The organism is Pantoea sp. X-Soil-MYKO-1785, from assembly GCF_059730675.1.
The window spans coordinates 200,984-222,185 of sequence record NZ_AP036002.1; the positions used below are offsets into that span (position 1 = coordinate 200,984).

At 55.1% G+C, this 21,202-nt stretch carries 18 protein-coding genes; 7 read left to right on the plus strand and 11 right to left on the minus strand.

Features of this window, described 5'->3' with window-relative positions; all coding sequences use genetic code 11:
* Position 1 precedes the first annotated feature (1 nt).
* Both AC6I8D_RS24090 and AC6I8D_RS24095 read right to left on the minus strand, forming a co-directional pair.
* Positions 2 to 574, minus strand: coding sequence for a pyridoxamine 5'-phosphate oxidase family protein (locus AC6I8D_RS24090; RefSeq protein ID WP_312760032.1), 573 nt, complete (start codon positions 572 to 574; stop codon positions 2 to 4).
* 143 nt (positions 575 to 717) lie between these two features.
* A complete protein-coding gene (locus tag AC6I8D_RS24095; RefSeq protein ID WP_497821145.1) occupies positions 718 to 3,078 on the minus strand; it encodes a glucose/quinate/shikimate family membrane-bound PQQ-dependent dehydrogenase in 2,361 nt (786 codons plus the stop codon).
* A gap of 346 nt (positions 3,079 to 3,424) precedes the next feature.
* Here AC6I8D_RS24095 and AC6I8D_RS24100 point away from each other — a divergent pair, with 346 nt between their 5' ends.
* Positions 3,425 to 3,970: a GNAT family N-acetyltransferase gene (locus AC6I8D_RS24100; protein ID WP_497821146.1), complete on the plus strand. Its 546-nt coding sequence runs from the start codon at positions 3,425 to 3,427 to the stop codon at positions 3,968 to 3,970.
* 60 nt (positions 3,971 to 4,030) lie between these two features.
* Positions 4,031 to 4,954 (plus strand): GNAT family N-acetyltransferase, encoded by a 924-nt coding sequence (locus AC6I8D_RS24105; protein WP_497821147.1) that lies wholly within the window; start codon positions 4,031 to 4,033, stop codon positions 4,952 to 4,954.
* Between the two features lie 10 nt (positions 4,955 to 4,964).
* Here the strand turns inward: AC6I8D_RS24105 and AC6I8D_RS24110 are convergent, their stop codons facing one another.
* A complete protein-coding gene (locus AC6I8D_RS24110; RefSeq protein ID WP_089562175.1) occupies positions 4,965 to 5,210 on the minus strand; it encodes a hypothetical protein in 246 nt (81 codons plus the stop codon).
* 231 nt (positions 5,211 to 5,441) lie between these two features.
* On the opposite strand from AC6I8D_RS24110, the gene AC6I8D_RS24115 reads away from it, so the two are divergent.
* From AC6I8D_RS24115 to AC6I8D_RS24125, 3 genes are all read left to right on the plus strand, one after another.
* Positions 5,442 to 5,975 carry an SRPBCC family protein gene (locus tag AC6I8D_RS24115; protein ID WP_497821148.1) on the plus strand — a complete coding sequence of 178 codons (534 nt, stop codon included), beginning with the start codon at positions 5,442 to 5,444 and terminating at the stop codon, positions 5,973 to 5,975.
* On the plus strand, positions 5,976 to 7,142 hold the full coding sequence (locus tag AC6I8D_RS24120) for a zinc-dependent alcohol dehydrogenase (RefSeq protein ID WP_046289436.1): 1,167 nt from the start codon (positions 5,976 to 5,978) through the stop codon (positions 7,140 to 7,142).
* A gap of 453 nt (positions 7,143 to 7,595) precedes the next feature.
* Complete coding sequence (locus AC6I8D_RS24125) at positions 7,596 to 8,138, plus strand: chorismate mutase (protein WP_031378125.1); 543 nt, start codon at positions 7,596 to 7,598, stop codon at positions 8,136 to 8,138.
* Positions 8,139 to 8,244: 106 nt separating this feature from the next.
* Here the strand turns inward: AC6I8D_RS24125 and AC6I8D_RS24130 are convergent, their stop codons facing one another.
* From AC6I8D_RS24130 to AC6I8D_RS24165, 8 genes are all read right to left on the minus strand, one after another.
* The gene (locus AC6I8D_RS24130; RefSeq protein WP_497821149.1) at positions 8,245 to 9,249 is read right to left on the minus strand and encodes a substrate-binding domain-containing protein; all 1,005 of its coding nucleotides are present in this window, start codon (positions 9,247 to 9,249) and stop codon (positions 8,245 to 8,247) included.
* 29 nt (positions 9,250 to 9,278) lie between these two features.
* Positions 9,279 to 10,688 (minus strand): sucrose-6-phosphate hydrolase, encoded by a 1,410-nt coding sequence (locus AC6I8D_RS24135; RefSeq protein ID WP_497821150.1) that lies wholly within the window; start codon positions 10,686 to 10,688, stop codon positions 9,279 to 9,281.
* Positions 10,688 to 12,058: a sucrose-specific PTS transporter subunit IIBC gene (locus AC6I8D_RS24140; RefSeq protein WP_046289434.1), complete on the minus strand. Its 1,371-nt coding sequence runs from the start codon at positions 12,056 to 12,058 to the stop codon at positions 10,688 to 10,690. The genes AC6I8D_RS24135 and AC6I8D_RS24140 overlap by 1 nt, the downstream gene beginning before the upstream one ends.
* Positions 12,059 to 12,129: 71 nt before the next feature.
* On the minus strand, positions 12,130 to 13,647 hold the full coding sequence (locus tag AC6I8D_RS24145) for a carbohydrate porin (protein WP_497821151.1): 1,518 nt from the start codon (positions 13,645 to 13,647) through the stop codon (positions 12,130 to 12,132).
* A 163-nt stretch (positions 13,648 to 13,810) separates the two neighbouring features.
* Complete coding sequence (gene cscK / locus AC6I8D_RS24150) at positions 13,811 to 14,737, minus strand: fructokinase (protein WP_312056602.1); 927 nt, start codon at positions 14,735 to 14,737, stop codon at positions 13,811 to 13,813.
* Between the two features lie 255 nt (positions 14,738 to 14,992).
* Positions 14,993 to 15,976, minus strand: coding sequence for a ParB family protein (locus AC6I8D_RS24155; protein WP_094106375.1), 984 nt, complete (start codon positions 15,974 to 15,976; stop codon positions 14,993 to 14,995).
* Positions 15,973 to 17,175 carry an AAA family ATPase gene (locus AC6I8D_RS24160; protein WP_031377930.1) on the minus strand — a complete coding sequence of 401 codons (1,203 nt, stop codon included), beginning with the start codon at positions 17,173 to 17,175 and terminating at the stop codon, positions 15,973 to 15,975. Before AC6I8D_RS24160 ends, AC6I8D_RS24155 begins: the two co-directional genes overlap by 4 nt.
* 854 nt (positions 17,176 to 18,029) lie before the next feature.
* Positions 18,030 to 18,281: a Rossmann-fold NAD(P)-binding domain-containing protein gene (locus AC6I8D_RS24165; protein ID WP_312056601.1), complete on the minus strand. Its 252-nt coding sequence runs from the start codon at positions 18,279 to 18,281 to the stop codon at positions 18,030 to 18,032.
* 407 nt (positions 18,282 to 18,688) lie between these two features.
* On the opposite strand from AC6I8D_RS24165, the gene AC6I8D_RS24170 reads away from it, so the two are divergent.
* Positions 18,689 to 18,898, plus strand: a complete 210-nt coding sequence (locus tag AC6I8D_RS24170) for a helix-turn-helix domain-containing protein (protein WP_497821152.1) — start codon at positions 18,689 to 18,691, stop codon at positions 18,896 to 18,898.
* 154 nt (positions 18,899 to 19,052) lie between these two features.
* Positions 19,053 to 19,487, plus strand: a complete 435-nt coding sequence (locus AC6I8D_RS24175) for a LysR substrate-binding domain-containing protein (RefSeq protein WP_312760139.1) — start codon at positions 19,053 to 19,055, stop codon at positions 19,485 to 19,487.
* The last annotated feature ends 1,715 nt before the right edge of the window (positions 19,488 to 21,202 follow it).

The window sequence follows — 21,202 nt, forward strand, 5'->3', positions numbered from 1 at the left end:
CTCAGGGGGCGATCTGCTGACCACTGACCAACGCACCGTCAGTGGCGTAGATCAGCAGCGCCCGCTGATTGTTCTCCCGGTGTAGCTGATACCAGTCCAGCGCACTGACCCGCATCACCACTACGCCGAAATGCTGCCTGCCGGCATCGTCATCCACTCGGGGCACTGCAGCCTGCTCATCACTGTCTGACACCTCGCCCGGCGGGCCGCCGGTGTAGGTGCTGCGGGTCCGCGCCGGTAACCGGGACCACGCAGCATCCGCAATATCGCTCTCCCCGGCATACAGTCCGACCTCTCCCTGCAGGCGCAACTGCAGCCGGGTCTGCAGGGCATATCCCAGCACCGTCACCTGCGGATTGGCGCTCATCTCCTGCCACTTCGGACTGCGGAGATCGGTATGAAAGGTCAGGGTGCGCAGGCGGCTATCAACCTGACGTAAAACCACGGTACGCGCCTGTGGCCGACTGGCGGCATCAACCGTACACAGCGTCAGAAAGCGGAATTCCGCCTGCGGATCGCCAGCAGCATCGACCAGTGTGGCCCAGGCAGAGGCATCAATCTGTTTCAGATCCATCGGTTTTGCTCTCTCAGTGAGAAGGGGGCCGGCTCAAGCGTAGCAATCAAGCCGGGGCTTTACCTGGCAACGCGATAATGTCAGCAAAAAAAAGCCCCCGCAGGCGAGACCGGCGGGGGCTGAACATCACCGATTAATCGGGTTTACGGCAGCGCATAAGCGATAAGCGTATCGCCCATTTTGGTGCCGAACGAGCCGTGTCCGCCCGCCATGATCACCACATATTGTTTACCGTTGACCGCATAGGTCATCGGCGTCGCCTGACCACCCGCCGGCAGTCGGGCCTGCCACAGCAGTTTACCGTCACGCACGCTGTAGGCACGCAGGTAATTATCCAGCGTTCCGGCAACAAAGAAGACATTACCGGCAGTGGTAACCGGACCGCCTAACATCGGCACGCCCATTTTGAACGGCAGCGGAACCGGTGCACTGTCGCGTACCGTACCAATGCGTTTTTTCCAGACAATCTGATGATTCTGCAGATTGATCGCCGAGACAAAGCCCCACGACGGCTGCAGACACGGCAATCCTACTGGCGACAGGAACGGATTCAGCTCAACGCCATAAGGAACGCCATACATATGCTGTACACCAGATTCCGAACCGGAACCGGCGGCACCCGCCGCGCCAGGCTCAATCGGGTTGCCCGGACCGCGTGGTACCAGTCGCGAGATAAAGGGCATCGCCATCGGGTTCGCAATCGCAATCTGACGATCGGTATCAACAGCAATACCGCCCCATTCGAACATGCCAAAATCACCCGGGAACACCAGCGTGCCCTGCTCTGAAGGCGGCGTAAACGGGCCTTCATATCGCAGGCGATGGAACATCACGCGGCACGCCAGCTGGTCGAACATCGTCGCGCCCCACATATCCTTGCCCTGCAGGTTCTGCTTCGGCCGGAAGGTAAGTTGCGAGAAAGGCTGGGTCGGGTTGAGATGATCGCCTTTTGCCGGTCCCTGCGGTACCGGGGTTTCCGGTGCAGGCACCACCGGCTGGCCGGTTTCACGGTTCAGCACAAAAATGTTGCCGGTTTTAGCCGGAACATACACCACCGGTACGCGCTTGCCGCTGCTATCGGTGATGTCCGCCAGGGTTGGCTGAGACGGCAGATCCATATCCCACAGGTCATGATGTACCGTCTGATAGAACCAGGCCAGCTTACCGGTCGAGGCGTGCAGCGCCAGCAGGCCGCTGGCATAACGCTCCTGTTCTGGCGTGCGATGACCACCCCAGATGTCTGGCGTCGAGACGCCCATCGGCAGATAAATAATGTCACGTTGAGCATCATACGCCGCCGGTGCCCAGGAGTTAGGCGAGTTGGCGCTGAAGGTTTCCCCTTCTGCGGGCAGCGCATTTGGATCTTTCGCACCTGGATCAAACGCCCACACCAGCTTACCGCTGTCGATATCAAAACCGCGGATCACGCCAGACGGTTCACGGGTTGACAGGTTATCGGTGACCGAGCCCGCCACAATGACCACTTTGTCGGTGACAATCGGTGGTGAAGTCGGCTCATAACCGCCCGGATAGGCATTAGGCTGCTGATGTTGCAGATTCAGCTCACCATGGCTGGCGAAGTTCTCGCAACGCTCACCAGAGGTGGCATCCAGCGCAATCAGGCGACCGTCATCGACCGGCAGGAAGATACGACGCGCGCAGTGGGCAGGCTGTGAAGCGTTATTCTGCTGCGCCACCGGCATTTCATGGTATGACACGCCACGACAGGTGATGTGCTGGAATGACGGATCGGATTTGAGCTTCGGATCAAAGCGCCATTTCTCTTTGCCGCTCACCGCGTCCAGCGCCAGCAGAATCTGGTGTGGCGTGCAGAGATAGAGCATGTTGCCCGCCTTTAGCGGCGTCACTTCATTGGTAATTTCACCCGGATCGTTAGCGGTTTTGACATCGCCGGTGTGATATTGCCAGGCCACCTGCAGGTTCTGCACGTTGTGCTCGTTGATCTGCTTCAGCGGCGAGTAACGCACACCTTCCTGCGTCCGGCCATAGGCGGTCCAGTCCTCCGCCGGTACCGACGAAGCGGCTGGCGCAGCATCGGTCAGCGGCAGTTCGCCGTTGATCTCCTGCGGATCGTGCAGTGACGAACCCACCAGCAGCGCTCCGTTAGCCAGCAAGGCGATAACCATCGCCGCCAGCGGTTTTTTGCCAGCCGGGCCAAACTGGCGATAGCTGAAAGGCAAAATCAGCCAGATCCCCAGCAGTACCCAGACGTCGAGTCGCGGGACCAGCGTCCAGTAGTCGCTGCCCGCTTCCTGCCACGCCCACAGCGCACTGGCGATCAGAATCGCGGCGTAGAGATAGAGCGCACTGCGCTTTCTGCGCCACAGCAGCACGCTAAAGCCCGCCATGGCCAGGCCGCTGATCAGGTAATACGCGCTACCGCCCAGCGATAGCAACCAGACACCGCCGATCAGCAGCCAGGCAGAGCAGGCGACAGAAAACAGCAGCGTTAACAAATTGAGTGTTCGGGATACCCGTGACATGTGTTTAACCTTGATAAAAAGCGAGAAATGTAAAGAAACATCAGCACAAGTGTAAACGCTATCACATGCCATTTACATTGTCTTTTCGTGGCAGAGTGTAAATAAATAGTTAATAATTGTTATATATCAGTTAGTTATAATTAATCCGGATGAGTTAAAAAATTCAAACCGCTGCGCACCAATCAGCGTTTGATAACAAAGTCGACGTAAGTGGAAGCGATACCACAATAACCGTCTTCAACGGTGCCCGGTTGGCTGGCGAGTTTGACTCCCGCTTCTGCAGCAGCTGTGTTAGCTTGCTGACATCAACATTTGTCCTGAAGATCGGCCTGCAAGGAGCGGCATAATGCAACCTGATGAGATCACTTCTGACCGGCTGCGTTACCGGCCACTGAGTCAGCAGGACTGGCCGTTTTATCTGGCGGTCAGTCAGGATCGGTTGGTGATGAAATATATCTCTGATCCACGCTCTGCCGACGAGATCAGAACCCAGTCGTTTGACGTTCGCTTACCCGCCTGGCATAAAGGATGTGATCACTGGCTTTGCCTGGTGATGGAAGAAAAAACCTCAGAATTGCCGACAGGATTCAGCGGATTTATCGATCGGGGTAACGGCATTGCCGAGTTTGGTTTTATTCTCGCCGCTGACTTTCACGGCAAAGGTTATGGTCGCGAGTCGCTGAATGCGCTGATCGGGTTTTGCTTTGACCAGCTGGCGTACCGCAAGCTGGTGGCGACCGTTACCGCAGGGAATATCGCCTCACGGAAGGCGTTACTCTCCGCCGGTTTCGTGCAGGAAGGCACCTTACGGCAGAACTATTTTCTGGACGGTAAATGGCAGGATGACTGGCTGTTCGGTCTGCTGAAACAGGAGTACCCGAGCCGGCGCTGAGCCGTACCGTTTATTCAGCCCCGATGCTGAACCTGAGACGGGCAATAAGGTGGAATGGGTATGCTGGATTATATGGTGTCGCGCTACCAGAGCCTGCCGGTTTCACCGCACCGGCTCAGGAGCTGGCTGATTGACTGGCTGACGCAGCAGCAGGCGTGGTGCCGTGATGCCCGTTTCTCTGCTGCCTTTCCCTGGCGTGAAACCGGACTGCCACAACACTATTTCCTGCAGCGTGAACTTCACATTGACGGTCAGCGTTATCTCACCGGTCCCCGCTACCTCGGCGGCGATCTGGCCCAGCCGTTTATCGATATCGTCGCGCTGGATGGGGGGATAAATCAGCAGGTTGCCTGCGCCATCATACAGGCGTGGCAGGCGCTGAACCCGCAAACGCTGCGCGTGCTGCTGCCCGCCGCCCACCCTGCGATCGGCACCACCGATCAACTGATCTTTCTTGGTCGCCCGGATTCACTTTCCGCCCCGACCGGGCAGGATGTTTCGCTGGTGACCGCCACCAGAAGGCATTATCCGGTCTGCCTGACCACCATCAATCGCGCCTATCGCGCCAGCTGGCGCGCCCTGCCGCAGCTGCGACATCTGCTGCTGGCAACCGATAAACGCGAACTGCGTAAGGATATCGCCCAAGGCAACGTTTCGCTGATAGTCAGTCAGGGGCAGCTGGCTGGCTTGATCATTTGCGCACTGCGCCGCGTGGGGTTCATTGAGGGGATTCAGATTCTGGATGAGGTGATTTTGCCGGAATACCGCGGCCGCGGCCTGGCGGCGCGAGCCCAGCAGATGCTGTTGCAGCAGCTTGCTCAGCGTTACGGCGACAGCGTGCTGCTGACCGGCACTATCCTTCCCGGCAATACGCCTTCGCTGAAAAGTGCGGAAAATGCTCAGCGGCGTTGCGCGCTAAAGTATCAGTTTTTCACGCCCGATGACTTGAGTGCGGGCCAGCAGGTGATGGCCGCTGACGGCTAAACGCCAGGCCTTACCACAGCGCCAGCTCGATTAATTTATCCTGCACGCTATAAACCCGCTGTTTCAGATTCAGACTCTCTTCTGCACTGATACGTTTTGCATCAAACGCGCGGTTAATCTTTTCCAGCGCCATTTTGGTTTTGCTTTTCAGACCGATGTGCCAGTTTGCCTGCGGGTAACCTGCCACCTGAGTTTCTAAACTCAGTACCAACTCAACCACACTTTTACCACCGGTAGAAGTTTCAGATGCAGACATATCTACCTCTATTTGCTGCTAAAACAGATGTCTCTTTGCTGCAGGCATTATACATAATCCCGCCGTCCGCAACGGGGTTTTCCTGCGCCGCGCACCGCGCTGTCCGATACATAACCTGCGGCCAGACCTGCCGTACCGCAACACTACGGCTTCGCTCGCAAAATTCCGCAGGCTGTTCTTAACTCATTTTCAGTGATTTCCGTTCGACTGAGCCTGCTATCGGAGGACCTTTTGGCCAAAAAATCTCAACCATCCGCCAGCGATAATACGCTTACGATCCGGCGCTGGATAACCGTCGGTCGTCCGGCGACCGAGCTTTTTTCGCTGTGGCTGGAGCCGAATACTCTGCCGCGTATTATGAGCCACTTTGCCACGGTGACGCCGGTCAATAAAAGCGATGCGCACTGGCAGATCGAAGGCCCGCTGGGTAAACACTACGGCTGGGAGAGCCGGATTGTCGAAGCCCAGCCGGGTGAAATTATTGCCTGGCGATCGCTGGAGGGTGCCGACATCCCTAACGAAGGCGAACTTCTGCTGCGCCCGGCACCCGGCGAATGGGGCACCGAACTGGCGCTCACTCTGCGCTTCATTCCGCCGGGTGGCGCGCTGGGGAAAAAGGTGACCAAAGTGTTTGATCTGTTGCCGAAAGAGGTGGCCAGCAAAGCGCTGCATCGCTTTAAAAGCCTCGCCGAGACCGGAGAGATCGCCACGCTGGATGGTCAGCCTGCTGGCCGCCACGCCGAACGTCAGGATAAGGAGAAATAAATGCGCGCACTATGCTGGAATGGCGTTAACGATTTGAGCGTTGAGACGGTGGCCGATCCGGGCCTGATAAATCCTCATGATGCGATTGTTCGCGTCAGGCTGACCACCACCTGCGGCTCCGATCTGCACGTGATTGATGGCCTGATCCCGAGTATGCGCGAAGGTGACATCCTCGGTCATGAATTCATGGGTGAAGTGGTCGAAGTCGGCAGCGCCGTAAAAAATATTCGCCGCGGCGATCGGGTGGTGGTGCCCTCATTTATCTCCTGTGGTTCCTGCTGGTATTGCCAGCATCATTTGCCTTCCTGTTGTGACAACACCAATCCGCAATGGGAGAAAGGAGAAGCCGTACTCGGTCATCCGACCGGCGGTATTTACGCCTACAGCCACGCCTTTGGCGGCTATGCCGGATCGCATGCAGAATATGTGCGCGTGCCGTTTGCCGACAATGATTGCTTCGTGGTGCCCGAGGGCGTGACCGATGAACAGGCGCTGTTTCTCTCTGATGCTGCCCCGACCGGTTACATGGGTGCCGATTTTTGTAATATCCACCCTGGCGACACGGTGGTGGTATGGGGCTGTGGCGGTGTCGGTCTGATGGCGCAGCAAAGTGCATGGCTGATGGGCGCTCATCAGGTGATTGGCATCGATCGCTATCCGGAACGGCTGGCAATGGCGCGCGATTATGCCGGCAGCCTGACGCTGGATTACACCCAGGTGGATATCAACGAAGCGTTACTGGAATTAACCGGTGGACGTGGCCCGGACAGCTGCATTGATGCGGTCGGTATGGAAGCCCGGGGCGAAGGATTGAGCCAGGTTTACGATAAAACCAAACAGATGCTGCATCTTGAAACCGATGTTGGCGCGGCACTGCGTCAGGCACTCTACGTCTGCCGTAAAGGCGGCAACATTGCCATTCTCGGCGTTTACGGGGTGATGGATAAGTTTCCGTTAGGCCTGATGATCAACAAGAGCCTGACAATCCGTACCGCTCAGCAGCATGGACAACGTTATATGCACCGCCTGCTGGAACACGTGGCCCGCAATGAACTGAACCCGGCTTTTATGGCGACGCATCGCTTCCCGCTGGAACAGGCACCGCGGGGTTACGAGATGTTCAAACACAAAGAAGATGGCTGCGTCCGCGCTATCTTCGTCCCCTGACTGACTGCGCCGCCACGATCGGCGGCGTAGCCATTATCCTCAGCACATCACTGGCAGCCTGATGCTGACCGATCCGGATCGCAACATCAGGCTCCACTGGCGGCCTATTAGCGGACAGTGGCTTTACTGCACCCGGCCGTAACAACCTTCTTCACCCTGCCCTGTCGCCCTTCGCTTAGCGCATCCCTGTCTGACAATAACTGGAGCTGCGCTGGCGGCAACATCATTAATACCGGCTGTTGAGCAACACCGGCTGCGGCGGGATAAACCTGTCAGCGTGGCATAGCAACATGAAGATTGTGTGACGTTAAAAGACGAAAAACCCATCAGGATTAATCACCTGCGCTAGCGCACTGACACCGTTTGCAATTCATACTTTGAAAACAAAATAATTACCTTCGGCGATTTTTTCATGACTAAATTAGCGCCAGTTTTCATTAACGGAGCGGGCAAATGACGCATTTTACGACGATTCTTTTCTCTTCACTGTTTGTGTGCTGTAACGTTTTTGCCGGGCCGGTCTCTTCCGTTGCGCTCGGCACGCTTTCCACTGCATTAAATGAACGGATGCAGGTGATGAAAGAGGTGGCTGGCTACAAAGCACAGCATCATCTCCCGATCGAGGATTTGCCGCGGGAACAGCAGGTGATGCAAAGCATGCTGAAAAACGCTGAGCAAGCCGGACTGGAACCCCATTCGGTGGAACCGTTTGTTCATGCCCTGATGAATGCCAGTAAGGCGATTCAATATCGTTATCGGGCGGACTGGCTATCAGTCCCGGATAACGCCGCCGTCAGGGATCTGGCTGATACCCGGCAACAGATACAACGGCTGGATAGCCAATTGCTCAACGCGATCGGCCAGCAGCTGTTGGCTGGCGGCTTTCCGCACGCCGAACGGGCATGGCTGGCCTCGCAACTCACGGCGGCCAACCTGAGCGAAGGCGATAAAAATAGCCTGCTCACGTCGCTCGCCAGCATCCGGCGCAGCCAGTAACATTAATCCGGCCGCTGATTCAGCGCATTAAGCCGCACGACGCCAATCGATAGTTGCCTCTGCCAGCGGGAGTCGCGTTGCTGGCATCGGTTAACCTGCGGCGGCGTTAACAGCGCAGACGAAGCGTCGCAGGCAGTACCAGCTGGCTGTTTACTGGCTCATCGCCGCGGATCAGGCTGGTCAGGATCGCGAAGCAGGCCTGCGCCAGCTGCGGCACGTTTTGCTCGACCGTGTCGATGGGGATGGAGAGGGAATCATACAGGTAGTGATCGTCAAAACTGGCAATGCGGATGTCGCTGGTCAGCAAGCGGTGCTCGCTCATATAGCGCAGAACGCCCTCCAGCAGGCCGCAGGCGGCGGTAAACAGCGCTTTCGGCGGCCGCCCCAGCCGTTCGTACAGGGTGGCAAACATCTCATAACCGCTGGCCGGGTGATAGTTACCCTGAATAATCCATTCCGGACGCAGCGTAACGCCAGCACGCGTGAGTCCCTGGCTGAAACCCGCCAGGCGATCCTGGGTTGGTGACAGATCGGGCTGACCGCCAAGAAAGTAGATCTCATCCGGACTGGCGCGCGCCAGCCTTTCAACCAGATCGGCGGTGGGCGTGATGGCATCGGTGATCACCCAGGGTAAGCGCGTGTCACTGATGCGACGGTCAAACAGCAGCACCGGCAACTGCTCGCTAAGGGTGACGTAATCACTGTCGCTTAACATGCTGGACGCGACAATCAACCCGTCGACCTGGCGCGATACCAGGTTATTGACCACCGCCATTTCCTGCCCGGCATTTTCGTCGGTACAGGAGATCAGCAGCTGCAATCCTGCGGCGCGGCACAGATTTTCCAGCGCATGAGAAAACGCAGCGAAGCCATGGTTGGTGATTTCCGGCACCACCAGTCCCAGCGTATGGCTGCGGGCATCGTGCAGCATCCGGGCATGAATGCTGGGCTGATAGTGATGCTGTCGGGCAAGCGCCAGCACCCGTTCACGCGTCTCCTTCGCGACCCGCAGTTCTTCTCCGCGGCCGTTGAGCACCAGGCTGGCGGTGGCTTTACTCACCCCCGCCAGCGTGGCAATGTCACTGATGGTAACGCGTTTCGTTTTTCTCACGGCAAGGCATCGTCTAAGGAAACAAGCGCTTATTCTACCATGCAGCGACGTAACGACCAGTAGTGAGCCTGCAGTTCTGCGCGGCCACGCAGGGTTAACCACGCCGGCTGCGTCGGAAAATAACGGCTGCTCATCACCCCTTCGCCATCATTGATGAAAATCTCAACGCTGGAGTGATCGCACAGGATCTGTAACCGGCTGGCGGCGCCCGTCCAGTAGCGGTAGTGCCATTCACCCGTGACCAGACTGCGACGCGCCAGCTGCAGTGCATCCTGCTGCCACGTCACGATCAGCGTGTCGGCAAAATTGAGTTCGATTCCGCCCTGGCTTTCCAGCAGCAGTTCCAGCCGCTGCGCATCGATCGGCGGCGCGTCATCAGCACGTCCCTGATAAACCTTTCCGGCTTCGCGCAGCGCCTGCAGCTCGGCGATCGGTTGCTGACAGAGCTTGCCATCCCGGGAACTGAGTTCACGCAGGCAGGTCATCTGGTGGATCCAGTGATGAGCAACGGTGGGCTGGGCCATCTCTTCCCCATCGGGCGTGCCCATCCATCCCACCAGCAACCGCCGCCCGTCAGCGGTCAGCGTGGTCTGCGGCGCGTAAAACTCGAAGCCGGCGTCCAGTTCGTGCAGCGGGCCGTGGTGATAGACCGGCGTCTGATCATCGAGCGTGCCGCTCAGCCAGGCGCTCGGGTGACTGTTGAGAAAGCGTTTTTCCTCGCGCGCCACGCCCTGCGGGCAGCAGATCAGGTAAGTGCTGTCGCCGAGAGTAAACATATCCGGGCATTCCCACATGTAACCCGCCGGCCCGAGACCGCCCAGCCCGCTGCCCGCTATCTCGCCGAGCAGTTGCCACTGCTGCAGATTTTCCGCCCGCAGCAGCAGCACTTTACCCTGCAACTGCCGATCCTGAGCGCCCAGCACCATGTACCAGTGGTTACCCTGTCGCCAGACTTTCGGATCGCGGACATGTCCGGTGTAGCCCTCTGGCAAAGCAATAACCGGCCCGAGCTTATCAAATCCTGCTGCGCTATTTTGCTGAGCCAGGCACTGCCACGCAGTGCGTGTGCCGTCGTCAAATTTCACGTTGCCGGTGTAAATCAGCGTCAGAACGCCATCGTCATCGACCGCACTGCCGGAGTAACAGCCGCTACGGTCATACGCTTCATCCGGCATCAGCGCAATCGGCTGATGTTGCCAGTGCAGCAGATCGGCAGAGCGCCAGTGTCCCCAGCATTTATGTTTATGCTCGCACCCCAGCGCATTCCACTGATAAAACAGATGATAATGACCGTCAAAATGGATAAATCCATTCGGGTCGTTAAGCAGTCCGGTAACCGGCGCCAGATGCCAGCCGGGATAATGATGGTCGTTAAGCGCAGCAGGCATCTTCTGCATCACCGCCTGCAGGATAGCCGGCAAAAGTGTCGATGAAGCCATTATTCAGCATCCGTATTGTATTTAAGCAGGTAAGAGACCACGAACGCCGTGGTGAATGCGATCGCCACGCCGATGCCATAATTGAACAAGGAACCCGCCTTGACGATTGCCATGCCTGGCAGCCCCGTCAGCCCGACGGCTGTCATATAGACATGCACGGAAACCACCCAGGCACCGCCCAGCGCGCCACCGATCAGGCCGGCTATAAAGGGCTTCATGAAGCGCAGATTAATACCAAAGATTGCCGCTTCCGTGATCCCCAGCAGCGCTGAGAATGCCGAGGGCAAGCTAATCGCTTTTATCTTCACATCTTTAGTTTTAAACCACACCGCCAGGCAGGCACCGCCCTGAGCCACGTTGGCCATCGCCCAGATCGGCAACAGGAAATTAACACCAATGGCGGGATTTCCCAGCAGTCCGGCTTCAATCGCATGGAAACTGTGGTGTACCCCGGTAATCACGATCACCGAATAGAGCCCGCCAAACACCAGCCCCGCCAGCCAGCCCGCGTGGGCTATCAGGGTGCTGAGCACCAGAGAGATGCCGTCCCCCAGCATACGACCAGCCGGTCCGATGATCAGCAGCGCGATAAAACCAGAGATGATCACCGTCAGGAACGGCGTCAGGATCAAATCCAGTGCATCAGGAATAATCCGGCGCAGCTGCTTCTCCAGTACGCTCATAAACCACACCGCCAGCAGCACCGGAAACACCGTGCCCTGGTAACCGATCATCGCCACTTCGATACCGAAAAAATTCATGGTATGGAAGCCCGAAGCCACGCCCCAGGCGTTAGTCAGTGCCGGGTGGGTCAGAATGCCGCCAAGGGTTGCGCCAAGAAACGGGTTGCCGCCAAACTCACGAGCAGCGGTAAAGCCGATCAGGATCGGCAGGATAATGAAGGCGGCGGAACTGCACATATCCAGCATGATGTAGAGTGCGTTATCCGGATTGACCCAGCCGTAGGTTTTCACCATGCCCAGCAGCCCCATCAGCAGGCCGGATGCCACGATGGCCGGGATAATCGGCACAAAGATATTCGACAGCAGACGGGCGATACGCTGGAACGGATTAAGCTTGCGCGCCGCGATATCCGCCGCTTCAGATTTGCTCGACTCGCTAATCCCCGCTTCAGCAATAAATGCGGCATAGACCTTGTTGACCACACCGGTGCCAAAAATCACCTGCAGCTGCCCGGCGTTGCGGAAGCAGCCTTTTACGCCCTCGATCCGGCCAATCGCCGCGGTGTCTGCCTGGCTGTCGTCCGCCAGCACCAGCCGCAGGCGCGTAGCGCAATGCGCCGCGCTGGCGATGTTCTCCCTGCCGCCCAGCAAGGGCAGTAGCGCGCGGGAAATTTTTGCATAATCCATATTAACCTCTATCTTCTGGTTTCATTTTTATTGGTGCGGTTGCCCAGCCCCTGCAGGCTGGGGCTGTCTGGTCAGAACCAGGTTTCCATCTGAACGCCAAAGTTCCATTCCCCTCCGGCCTCAAAACCCTTACTGCCAAAGGCATCATCACTGGCATAGTTATCCAGCCGGTGATCCCAGTTCATCCAGCTGGCGAACAAGCGGATTTCCGGACGTTTCAGGAAGTCGCCTACGTCTCCGGCTTTCAGGGTGGGTGCGACGGTGAGTTTGGTGAAGCTGCCGCTGACGGCATTGCGGTTTCTGTACCCTTCCGGGCGCAGGTCCATGTACTGATAAGAGCCTTCATACTGCATCTCAAAATTTTGAGTCATCTCCTGAATCAGCCGCAGGTTAACGGTCGCCCAGTCGTAACTGTCGCCTTTGACATAGCGATCCTGGCTATGCTGAGCCAGCAGCGCCGGGGCAATATGCCAGCCGTCTCCCAGCGCCGTGATGCCATAGCTGGCCAGACGCCAGCTATCCGCCTGCGGCAGCAGCGCGCCATCTGAACCAACAGATTTCACCTCTGCACCCAGACCGTGGCCATACAGCAGCGCCGTTTTCGCCGAGCCGTCGGTCAGGCCATAGAAGCTGTCGTTATGCAGTCCGAGCAACGCATGTACGCCGGTGTTCGCCGCATCGCTTTTGATCTTATTTCCGTCAATATCCTCGCGATCATCATTATCTCTGGCCCGCATGCCGCTCATCATCAGCTGAACCGGGCCGACAAAGTTGTTGAGTGACAGGATGTAGTTTTGCGCGCTGTTTTCGTTGTTTTCGATATCACCAAAGGTCCGTCCATACACCGAGAGGTTGCTGAGCACCCGATCACCCCACCTGATGTCGTAAAAGCCGGCACCGGTTCCGGCGAGGAACACCACATCGGAGTCGATCCAGTGAATATCGAAGTTGTCACGATCAAAGCGTTTACCGGCCCAGACGGTGCTGTCTTTAAAGGCACCGTCGAAGGTCGGCAGCTGGCCGATTTCGACAAACGCCTGCCGCAGGTTGAGATCGCTGCTGTCAGCCGTCCAGTCGTTGTAGGTACGCTGACCGTCGGCCAGCATCGCTTTAAAGCGGGTGGTGGCACCGTTGGTCAGCGTCTGTTTATGTTCCAGATTCAGTTCGACATAGGTGTCAGGCTCATTACCGAGACGCCCGACGTGGCCGCCGGTTTCGCCGGCAGGGGTCAGCGTCGGTCCGCCCTGGGTTTTCGCTGCCGAGCTGTTCATCAGCAGGCCGGAGCGGGCGTAGCCGTGAAATTCAAATCCGCCCGCATCGGCGGAAGGTTTCAGTTCCGGTTTAGCGCTACGTTGCGCAACGTCAGTGGGAGCTGGCGGGGTCTGCTGCTGGACGGTTGCCAGCTGTTGTGCCTGCTTCTCAGCCGCTTCGGCCCGGATTTCAGCCGCGCTTGCGCGTTGCTCCGCGACCTGCAGACGGTGTTCAAGTGCGGCAAGCCGGGCTTCAATCGTGCTGAGGCCCGGCTCTGCCCGGACCGGCACAGCAACGAACAGGGTTGCCAGGGCTAATGCAATCGTACTTTTTTTCATTGTTTTGCGTCTCTGAGGAAGGGCTATCATCACAAACTTTTTTTGCTAAACCGGTTTAGGCGCGAATCATAATCATGGGTAATTTCATCGCGCAATGAAAATTGCTAAACCGGTTTAGTGAATGTGAGATGGCTCGCAAAACCAGTGATAACAGCCCGGAAAATCAGCCTGTCAGGTCGCTGAGTTGATGCAGCCAGGGTAGTGCCGTCATCGCCCCTTTAGCCGTGGTTGCCAGTGCGCCACAACGCTGGGCGCTGGCAAGACTGACGGCTAACTGTGGCTCATCGGCGGGCAGACCCGACTGCGCCAGCTGCCACAACAGTCCGGCGACAAAGGCATCACCGGCACCGGTGGTGTCAATGCTGGCCACCGGCGTAGTGGGATAGTGATAAATCTGCCCCTGGTGATAAGCCATCACGCCCGCCCTGCCCTGCGTAACCAGCAGCAGCTTAATGGCAAAACGTTCAGCCAGCTGTTGCATGCTGTCGGCAGGATCTACAGCAGAATGGAGGAACTGAAGTTCCTCTTCTGACAGCTTCACCACATCAGCACAGGCCAGCGCCTGATGCACAACCGCATGCAGCTGTGTCGGGTCAGGCCACAGATCATCACGCAGGTTCAGGTCGAAACTGACGAATCCGCCTGCGGCGCGTATACGCTGCATTGCGGTAAGTGTGGCTCTCCGTGAGGGTTCGGCTGACAGCGCGATTGAACAGCAGTGCAGCCATTCCCCGGCGCTGAACTGCGGCAGATCGGTTGTCTCGAGAAACAGGTCTGCGCTGGGACGCACCATGAAGGTAAATGACCGCTCGCCGTTGTCATCCAGTCCGACCACCACGGTTGAGGTGCGATGAGCGGGATCGGATGTGAGGAAGGTGGTTTCTACCTGCTCATCATTCAGCGTCTGGCGCATAAAGTCACCAAACGGATCGGCCCCTACTCTGCCGATAAACGCACTGTTTCCCTGCAGGCGCGCCACACCCACCGCCACATTGGCTGGTGCGCCGCCCGGACACTGCATTAAACGTCCCGGCGTTTCCGGCAACAGATCGACCACCGCATCACCCAGACACCACACGCGTACTGACATAGAAATTCCTTAAAGTATATGAGTAAGCTAAACCGTTTTAGCTATAACCGCAAATACGTCAGGATTCAACAATCAAATTGCAGTAATGGGAGATGTAACGCCGGAATAATGGGAAGGATGGCAGTCTTTAACCTCCCTGTAACGCCGGATGGGTCAGCAATGCAGCGAGTTTTCGAGCGGGAGTGATGAATAGTGAAGAAAGTGATCTGACCGGCCAGGATAAAAAAACCGGCGGCAGGCCGGTTTTAACGATAATCAGGAATTGTTCTGCTTCATCGATGACAAAATCTGTTTAATCGAAGCATCAATCTTCTCGGTGATCTCTTTTGGCAGGCGGCTGAATTCATACTGCACGGTCCGCTTCTCGTCGTTGGTTTTACGGCGCGCATAGGTATTGGCGGTGCTGAAGGTCGCCAGTTTTTCCGTCACCGTCCTGCTGGCTGGCGGCGGCGTTTTAAGCTGCTTCCTGGCGGTTTTGAAGCAGTCGAGAATGGCCGATTTTTTTTCGTCGGCGTTGAGCTGTGCCGGCATCGTATCACGGGTCAGTTTATCCTGAATCTGACTGACCAGGTCATCGACCGCGACCGCTTCGGCTTTGGCTTCTTCCCACACATCAAGCAGCAGCTGATAATCCTGCAGCGTCAGTTCAGCCACCACCGGGAAAAGTTCGATAAATTCAGCCGGAACTGAAGCAGCCTGGAAAGCACGCGTCACTTTGGCATTCGAGATCCCTTCCGCTTTGGCAATCTCCGACTTACTCATGCCCTGCTCGTTCATCAGCATAAAACGCAGTCCCAGCTCGCGCAGGTTATGTTCGCGGGCAGTCTGAATATCGGCGGCCAGCTGACGAGCATCACTGATGCTCAGTTCATCCGCCGTGACCAGCACTTCCAGACTGGCACCGGAGAGAATACAGGCTGCGCGGCGACGGGAGCCATCCATGATCTCAATTCTGTCAGCGGTGATGCGCCCGATGGCCGGGAAGAACTGTTGCAGGGTAATGGTGCGGGTGATCTCTTTGAGCGACTCCGCCGTCAGCGTGCTCTGATCGCGACCGTTAATCTTCGGGTCAACGTAGGTCTTTGCTTCAATGTCATCATGCGGGATCAGCTGCCGCACAAAGGTCGCCTTCATACCCGACTTAAGGGTAAAGGTGCGTGACTGGCTGCTGCTGTCGATCATGCTGGCAATGGCGGAGTCACCGAATTTGCGGCCTATGCGCTGGATGGGTTTGCTCACAGGGTGCTCCTGATATATTCAATGCGATCGAATACAGCCCTTGAGAACTGCTCCGCTTCATATTTAGCTTTGCGTAACGCATCGGCGCTGCCGGGATAGGATGACGGGTTCGCGCTGATCACCGTATCAAACGACTCGCCGCAGCGTTCAAAGCCATCAAGCCGCGGCAGGCCACAATCAAGCATTGATTTGGTAAACACTTCGCGGGCATAACTTTGAGACGTGAGGTGATCGTGCTTGGAGGTCATTTTTGACATGAAGCCAATATTTGCCTTCAGGCGTGGCTCAACCCCTTCCGCTTCGATCCGCTCCAGCATTTCTGGCAAACGTGTCAGGTATTTCATCGTCGAGTGGAAATCGACCTGCGCCGGCGGCGTTGGCGTCAGCAGCACATCACTGGCAGCAATCGCATTCAGCATAAACGAATCGAGATGCGGGCCGGTATCGAGGAAGATGAAGTCGTAATCACCGGCCAGACGATCGATGACGTTACGGCGCAGAACTTCAGAAGGTGCAACGCCGGGCAGATGCTGGGCGACCAGCTCTTCCCAGTCACTGGCGACAAACCCGTCATCAATCGAGGCGGGAATGACATCCACGCCAGGCATTACCGTCGGCTTGATAAACTGCTCACGCAGCTGGTCAGCGTCCAGATCGTTGAGCATGGCCTGGGCGGCGGTTTCCAGTACCGAGCCAACGCTGTTGGTGTGGCTGAGGAACATGGTGCTGGAAGCCTGCGGGTCAAGATCGATAACCAGTATCCGCAGGTCATTGTGCAGCATCGAAGGATGGGCGCGCATACCGTGGGCCAGCGTCACGGTGCTGACGGTTTTAGAAACGCCACCTTTGAGGCTGACCACAAAGATCACAAACGGACCTTCGTGCTTATCACGGTATTTTGGTACCTTACGGTGCTGATAAATATCGACCACGTTCTGGATAGTTAATGCATATTGTGAGGTGCTACCGGTTTGCTTCTTACCAAACTGATAGCCGGCTTCTTCCATGTCACTGATGGCGGCAACCACGGCATGCTTACTCAGCAATGGCATGTTGGCAACGGCATTCCGAGAGAAAGTCTGATAAAAACCGGTCTGGTTAAATTCCTGACGCTGCTGCTCAATATGATTACTCAGCCCGTGCAACATAGAGTTGGCACGCGTTGCCATCTCCAGCACACCACCATAGTCACGCTTCATAAGCCCCTCTGCATTAATGTTTTTTGCATACTACACAAAAAGCGGTTATCTGCCAATTTTTTAGAAAAATGCCAAAAACCTGGATTTTTTATTAGAGGATGGAATGCTTCGGGCTGATTACGCTGGCGTAACCTGCTGCCGTCCGGGCCGGGATACTTCAGCGGAAGGCGCAGTGCGGCGAAAGTTGGCTGATTAACAGCAGCCGATCAGAAGCAGAGAACAGCAGGAAAATCATTCCCGCTGGTGAGTCTTTCTAAAACTGCAGCGAAATCTTTCCTGGTAACAGCTAGCGCAGCATACAACGTATCAACAGGACATAATCCGGATGAAGATAGCGAAAAAAGGGTGTTTTCATCGTGAAAATATGAATAATTATCATTTATTTCATAAACTTGCGACTATATTTCCCTGGTGAGTTTCCTGAAAAACGGGCCGTTCAAACCAGCGAATAAAGCACAGAGCAGGAATGCGTCAGCGATACTTTAGATGGCCACGGTGGCACATGTTCTCTCAGCTCTACAGTTAAATTGCGGGTATATAAAAGTTCGCCAGTTGAAATAATCGCTTTACCGGCCGTAAAACAAGGTATGGCGGGTAAGTTATTTCCCTGAAGAGAGCTGTCGAAAAAATGAAATCACAATCCACCGTGCTCACCCGACTATTCTCTGCTTCCGACTCTTCCTTCACGCTTATTCGAAGCACTCTTGCTGGGCGAACTGAATGTTATAGCCTGACAGGCCGCTACAAGAACCCTGTCAAATGCGCAGCATAAACGAACAAGCCAGCAGGCGCGGAAACGATATGCTGAAGTGTAAAATGTCCCTGCTTCACACCACCGCTGAGATCTGAACGGGCTAATCAGTTGAGTTGTGTCTGGTTTCAGGTAGCCTATACCACGACGCGCGCTGCTGATCGAAGCAGAATCCGCCGGTAAATTTCCCCTGACTCTGTTCTGCCAGCCAGACAATCCCGGCCGTAGCCTGGGGCACGCTTCTGTAGCCGCTGTGTTCATTGAAATCTGTGGCGGTATAGCCGGGAACCACGGCGTTCACGCTGATGCCCGCATCCTTAAGCTGTCTGGCAAAGGCTATGATTTTCGCGTTCATTGCGGTTTTTGAGCGGTACAGGCCAGTTAATAGACCTTAAAAAGGATGGTTCGGGTCGGAAACCTATTCCATTGACCCAGTCCACTACTGGCTATGATGAGTGTAGCGCCGAGGGCGAATTTCAGTAGCGGCAGAAAAGCCTGGCTCCGCGCGTCATCGCGACACGCCAGCCAGATACGATAACCGCACAAACCGGGTTGTCTTCAAGCCGATAATTTAGTTGGCCCCGGTAATAAGCACAGCTCTATCTGTCATAACGTCTCCGGCTTATTCAGCCTGAGATGCGCTTTCCTTTGCAGAAGGAGTCTCGTGTTTGCTCTCCCTTTATAAGCGGACTGATAACGTTTGGTAATAAAGGAGAATATGAACAGGCTGATCGGATAACCGAATATTGACAGGCCGCAACTGTGAATGACTTATTGATCTTCATTACCGTGTTCAAAGAGAATGGCTTCCGGATGGCGGCAAAACAGCCTGATCTGTCACCTTCAATCGTAAGCGAAAGCATCACTACGCTGGAGCAGAATGCTGGCGTGCCGCTTTCTATCCGCACTACGTGCAGCGTAACACCAACCGAAGCTGGCCGGACTTTGGCTGACCTATTGCCTCTCTGCTGACTAAAATGAGAGCAGTGCTGAATGACGTTTCAGGTTCTCAGCAAGCGGTACGCGGCGTGCTTAAATTGAACGCTACTGGTGCAGTGATGCTGGATATTCTGCCACCTATAATGAACCGCTTCTCCTGCGCTTTCCGTTATTAGGCGTAGTGATCATGGTTGATGATCGCCTGGCAGACGTTACCTCAGCAGGCTGTGACGCCGGTATCCGCTATGGCGAGCATCCGGTAAAAGATACCAGTGCCGCACTGATTGGTGCCCGCACACAGATGCTCACACCTGCGGCCGCGCCTGGTTATTTAGCGTTGCAGGGTTCACCGTCACATCCGGCTGATTTAGCCAGCCATGACTGTATTCGGTTGAAGTATTCACGCGGTGTACTGATACCCCGGGGATTTGAATATCGGGGTAGAACCGTGAAGGTTAATCCTGCCGGTCGCTTAATTATTGGCATTGATGGTGCAGCTGCCGCTATTAATTTCGCTAAACAGGGCAGAGGCATTATCTGCTCTCTTCGGGAACCGGCTACAGCCCCATTTCGAAACTGGCGAGCTTGTTGCTGTACTGCCGGAATCGCGGTCTGCTTTTGATGGACCCTGGCCCTGCTTTACTCACCGATTTATGTCTGCGCCGCTGCGCACATTTAATGATTTTCTCAACGAAGAGCGTGCGACACAGAGGTAAATCGGCATAGCCTGGTATCGCGAAACAATCATGCTAATTGAAGTGCGGACGGAAAGAGTCGTACTGCGCATTCTTCATTTTGACTATCTGTATAACTCTATATTTGCTGGTGATGAGCGAGCTGAGTCGCGCAACAGAAATTAATTGCGGACTGCTGAGAATCGTTGGTCTGTTTTATCGTTGCCTCCTTTTAATCTTCTCTTCATGATATGAAAAGCTGAATTATCTGACAGTAGCATTTCAGGAGTTAAGCTGTTGACAGAAAACGCAGGTGAATTAGCCTGTTTAAAACGAAACTTTCTGGCTTCCTATGCAGAAAATTGGTGTTGTCAGCCTGAGATGTTTAGCAACCTCCTCTAAATGAACGGATGTGCCACCCCTATTTAATTGCTGGTTTTCAGTATTCAGAACTTAGATTCTCATTTTTCAGCTTCTGATCAGAATGAATTTTGCAAACCGTATCCCAGATGGCTTCTACTTATTGCAGCGGTCGTGTCGATCAACATGAGGCATGTATTCAAGCGTTTGTGCTGAAAATCGCTCTCTTAAGTATGCAGATGTTCATCATTACAAACTCTTCTGATCGTCATTTTCAGGAGAAATTCATGGTGTTTTCATCATGAAAATTTGTTAAAAATATATATTTATCAATATCTTGCATTGATTTCCACCTGGTGAAAATTTGATGTGATTAGCTGGATGAGAAACGTGTTTAGCAGAGCAGGGGAAAGGTGAGGGCATCATTGTTAAATAATTATATCTTTGGATCAGGTGCTTAACTACGCACCCGGATTGGCAATGAAAGAACTGGCACTTCTTTTAATGCATTAAACAGCGGGATGTTTCAGCAGGTATCGGTTCGTCAGGCTTGCTGGTTAGATGATAATCAAAGCGAAGAAAACAATGCTGCATTTAACATCCCTGCGGTGAAAAGGTAGACGATATCAACTGAGCAGGGCTGATTTACCAAACCTGTTGGCCGCTAACTGGCTTTATACCAACATGCGGACAGTCTGTTCAGATTTGCCTTTTCTTTTCCTTTGATTTGCTCTGGCAGGTTACGGTCAATCTTCAGCCCTCCTGTACGCCCTCACTTTTACTCAAACTTTCCTGTTACGATTCCCGCTTTTTTCCCGGCATGTTTGTTGTTTTTATCCTCGTTATCCACAGGTCAGATCCAATCGTTCGATCCTCTATAGATCAAAATGAGATCCTTAATAGATCCCCGCTGCCGCCTGGGCCTTGCAGGAGAAGGCCTGAAGAGGGGTTGATAACCACTATAGCGAGAAGAATAACCACTGTGGGAAGTAAAATAACCACTGTAGCGAGATAAACAACCGCGCTGGCGAGTGACCAATAACCACTGTAGCGAGTAAACCGCTATTTAGCTGTGTATAACCTTTATTTGAATAATCGGGCAACAAACCGCATCAGCAGAGGAACATGGGGGAGGGCGGGGAAGCGGGCTGGTGAGTTGATTCTCTTTATCCACCGTAGTCTGACAGTGATTTAGTCGGTTTATCCACCGATTAGATCCAATAACAGATCCTCATAAGATCATAATAAGTTCCTAAGAGATCCCCATCTGGCCTGAGGCCATGGTATTTCTGCCCTGGGAGGT

What these genes read in the sequence shown, in the direction of transcription:
- AC6I8D_RS24090 (WP_312760032.1), bottom strand. Translation starts at nt 574, where the DNA reads ATGGATCTGAAACAGATTGATGCCTCTGCCTGGGCCACACTGGTCGAT.
- AC6I8D_RS24095 (WP_497821145.1), bottom strand. Translation starts at nt 3,078, where the DNA reads ATGTCACGGGTATCCCGAACACTCAATTTGTTAACGCTGCTGTTTTCT.
- AC6I8D_RS24100 (WP_497821146.1), top strand. Translation starts at nt 3,425, where the DNA reads ATGCAACCTGATGAGATCACTTCTGACCGGCTGCGTTACCGGCCACTG.
- AC6I8D_RS24105 (WP_497821147.1), top strand. Translation starts at nt 4,031, where the DNA reads ATGCTGGATTATATGGTGTCGCGCTACCAGAGCCTGCCGGTTTCACCG.
- AC6I8D_RS24110 (WP_089562175.1), bottom strand. Translation starts at nt 5,210, where the DNA reads ATGTCTGCATCTGAAACTTCTACCGGTGGTAAAAGTGTGGTTGAGTTG.
- AC6I8D_RS24120 (WP_046289436.1), top strand. Translation starts at nt 5,976, where the DNA reads ATGCGCGCACTATGCTGGAATGGCGTTAACGATTTGAGCGTTGAGACG.
- AC6I8D_RS24125 (WP_031378125.1), top strand. Translation starts at nt 7,596, where the DNA reads ATGACGCATTTTACGACGATTCTTTTCTCTTCACTGTTTGTGTGCTGT.
- AC6I8D_RS24135 (WP_497821150.1), bottom strand. Translation starts at nt 10,688, where the DNA reads ATGGCTTCATCGACACTTTTGCCGGCTATCCTGCAGGCGGTGATGCAG.
- AC6I8D_RS24140 (WP_046289434.1), bottom strand. Translation starts at nt 12,058, where the DNA reads ATGGATTATGCAAAAATTTCCCGCGCGCTACTGCCCTTGCTGGGCGGC.
- AC6I8D_RS24145 (WP_497821151.1), bottom strand. Translation starts at nt 13,647, where the DNA reads ATGAAAAAAAGTACGATTGCATTAGCCCTGGCAACCCTGTTCGTTGCT.
- cscK (WP_312056602.1), bottom strand. Translation starts at nt 14,737, where the DNA reads ATGTCAGTACGCGTGTGGTGTCTGGGTGATGCGGTGGTCGATCTGTTG.
- AC6I8D_RS24160 (WP_031377930.1), bottom strand. Translation starts at nt 17,175, where the DNA reads ATGAAGCGTGACTATGGTGGTGTGCTGGAGATGGCAACGCGTGCCAAC.
- AC6I8D_RS24165 (WP_312056601.1), bottom strand. Translation starts at nt 18,281, where the DNA reads ATGAACGCGAAAATCATAGCCTTTGCCAGACAGCTTAAGGATGCGGGC.
- AC6I8D_RS24175 (WP_312760139.1), top strand. Translation starts at nt 19,053, where the DNA reads ATGGTTGATGATCGCCTGGCAGACGTTACCTCAGCAGGCTGTGACGCC.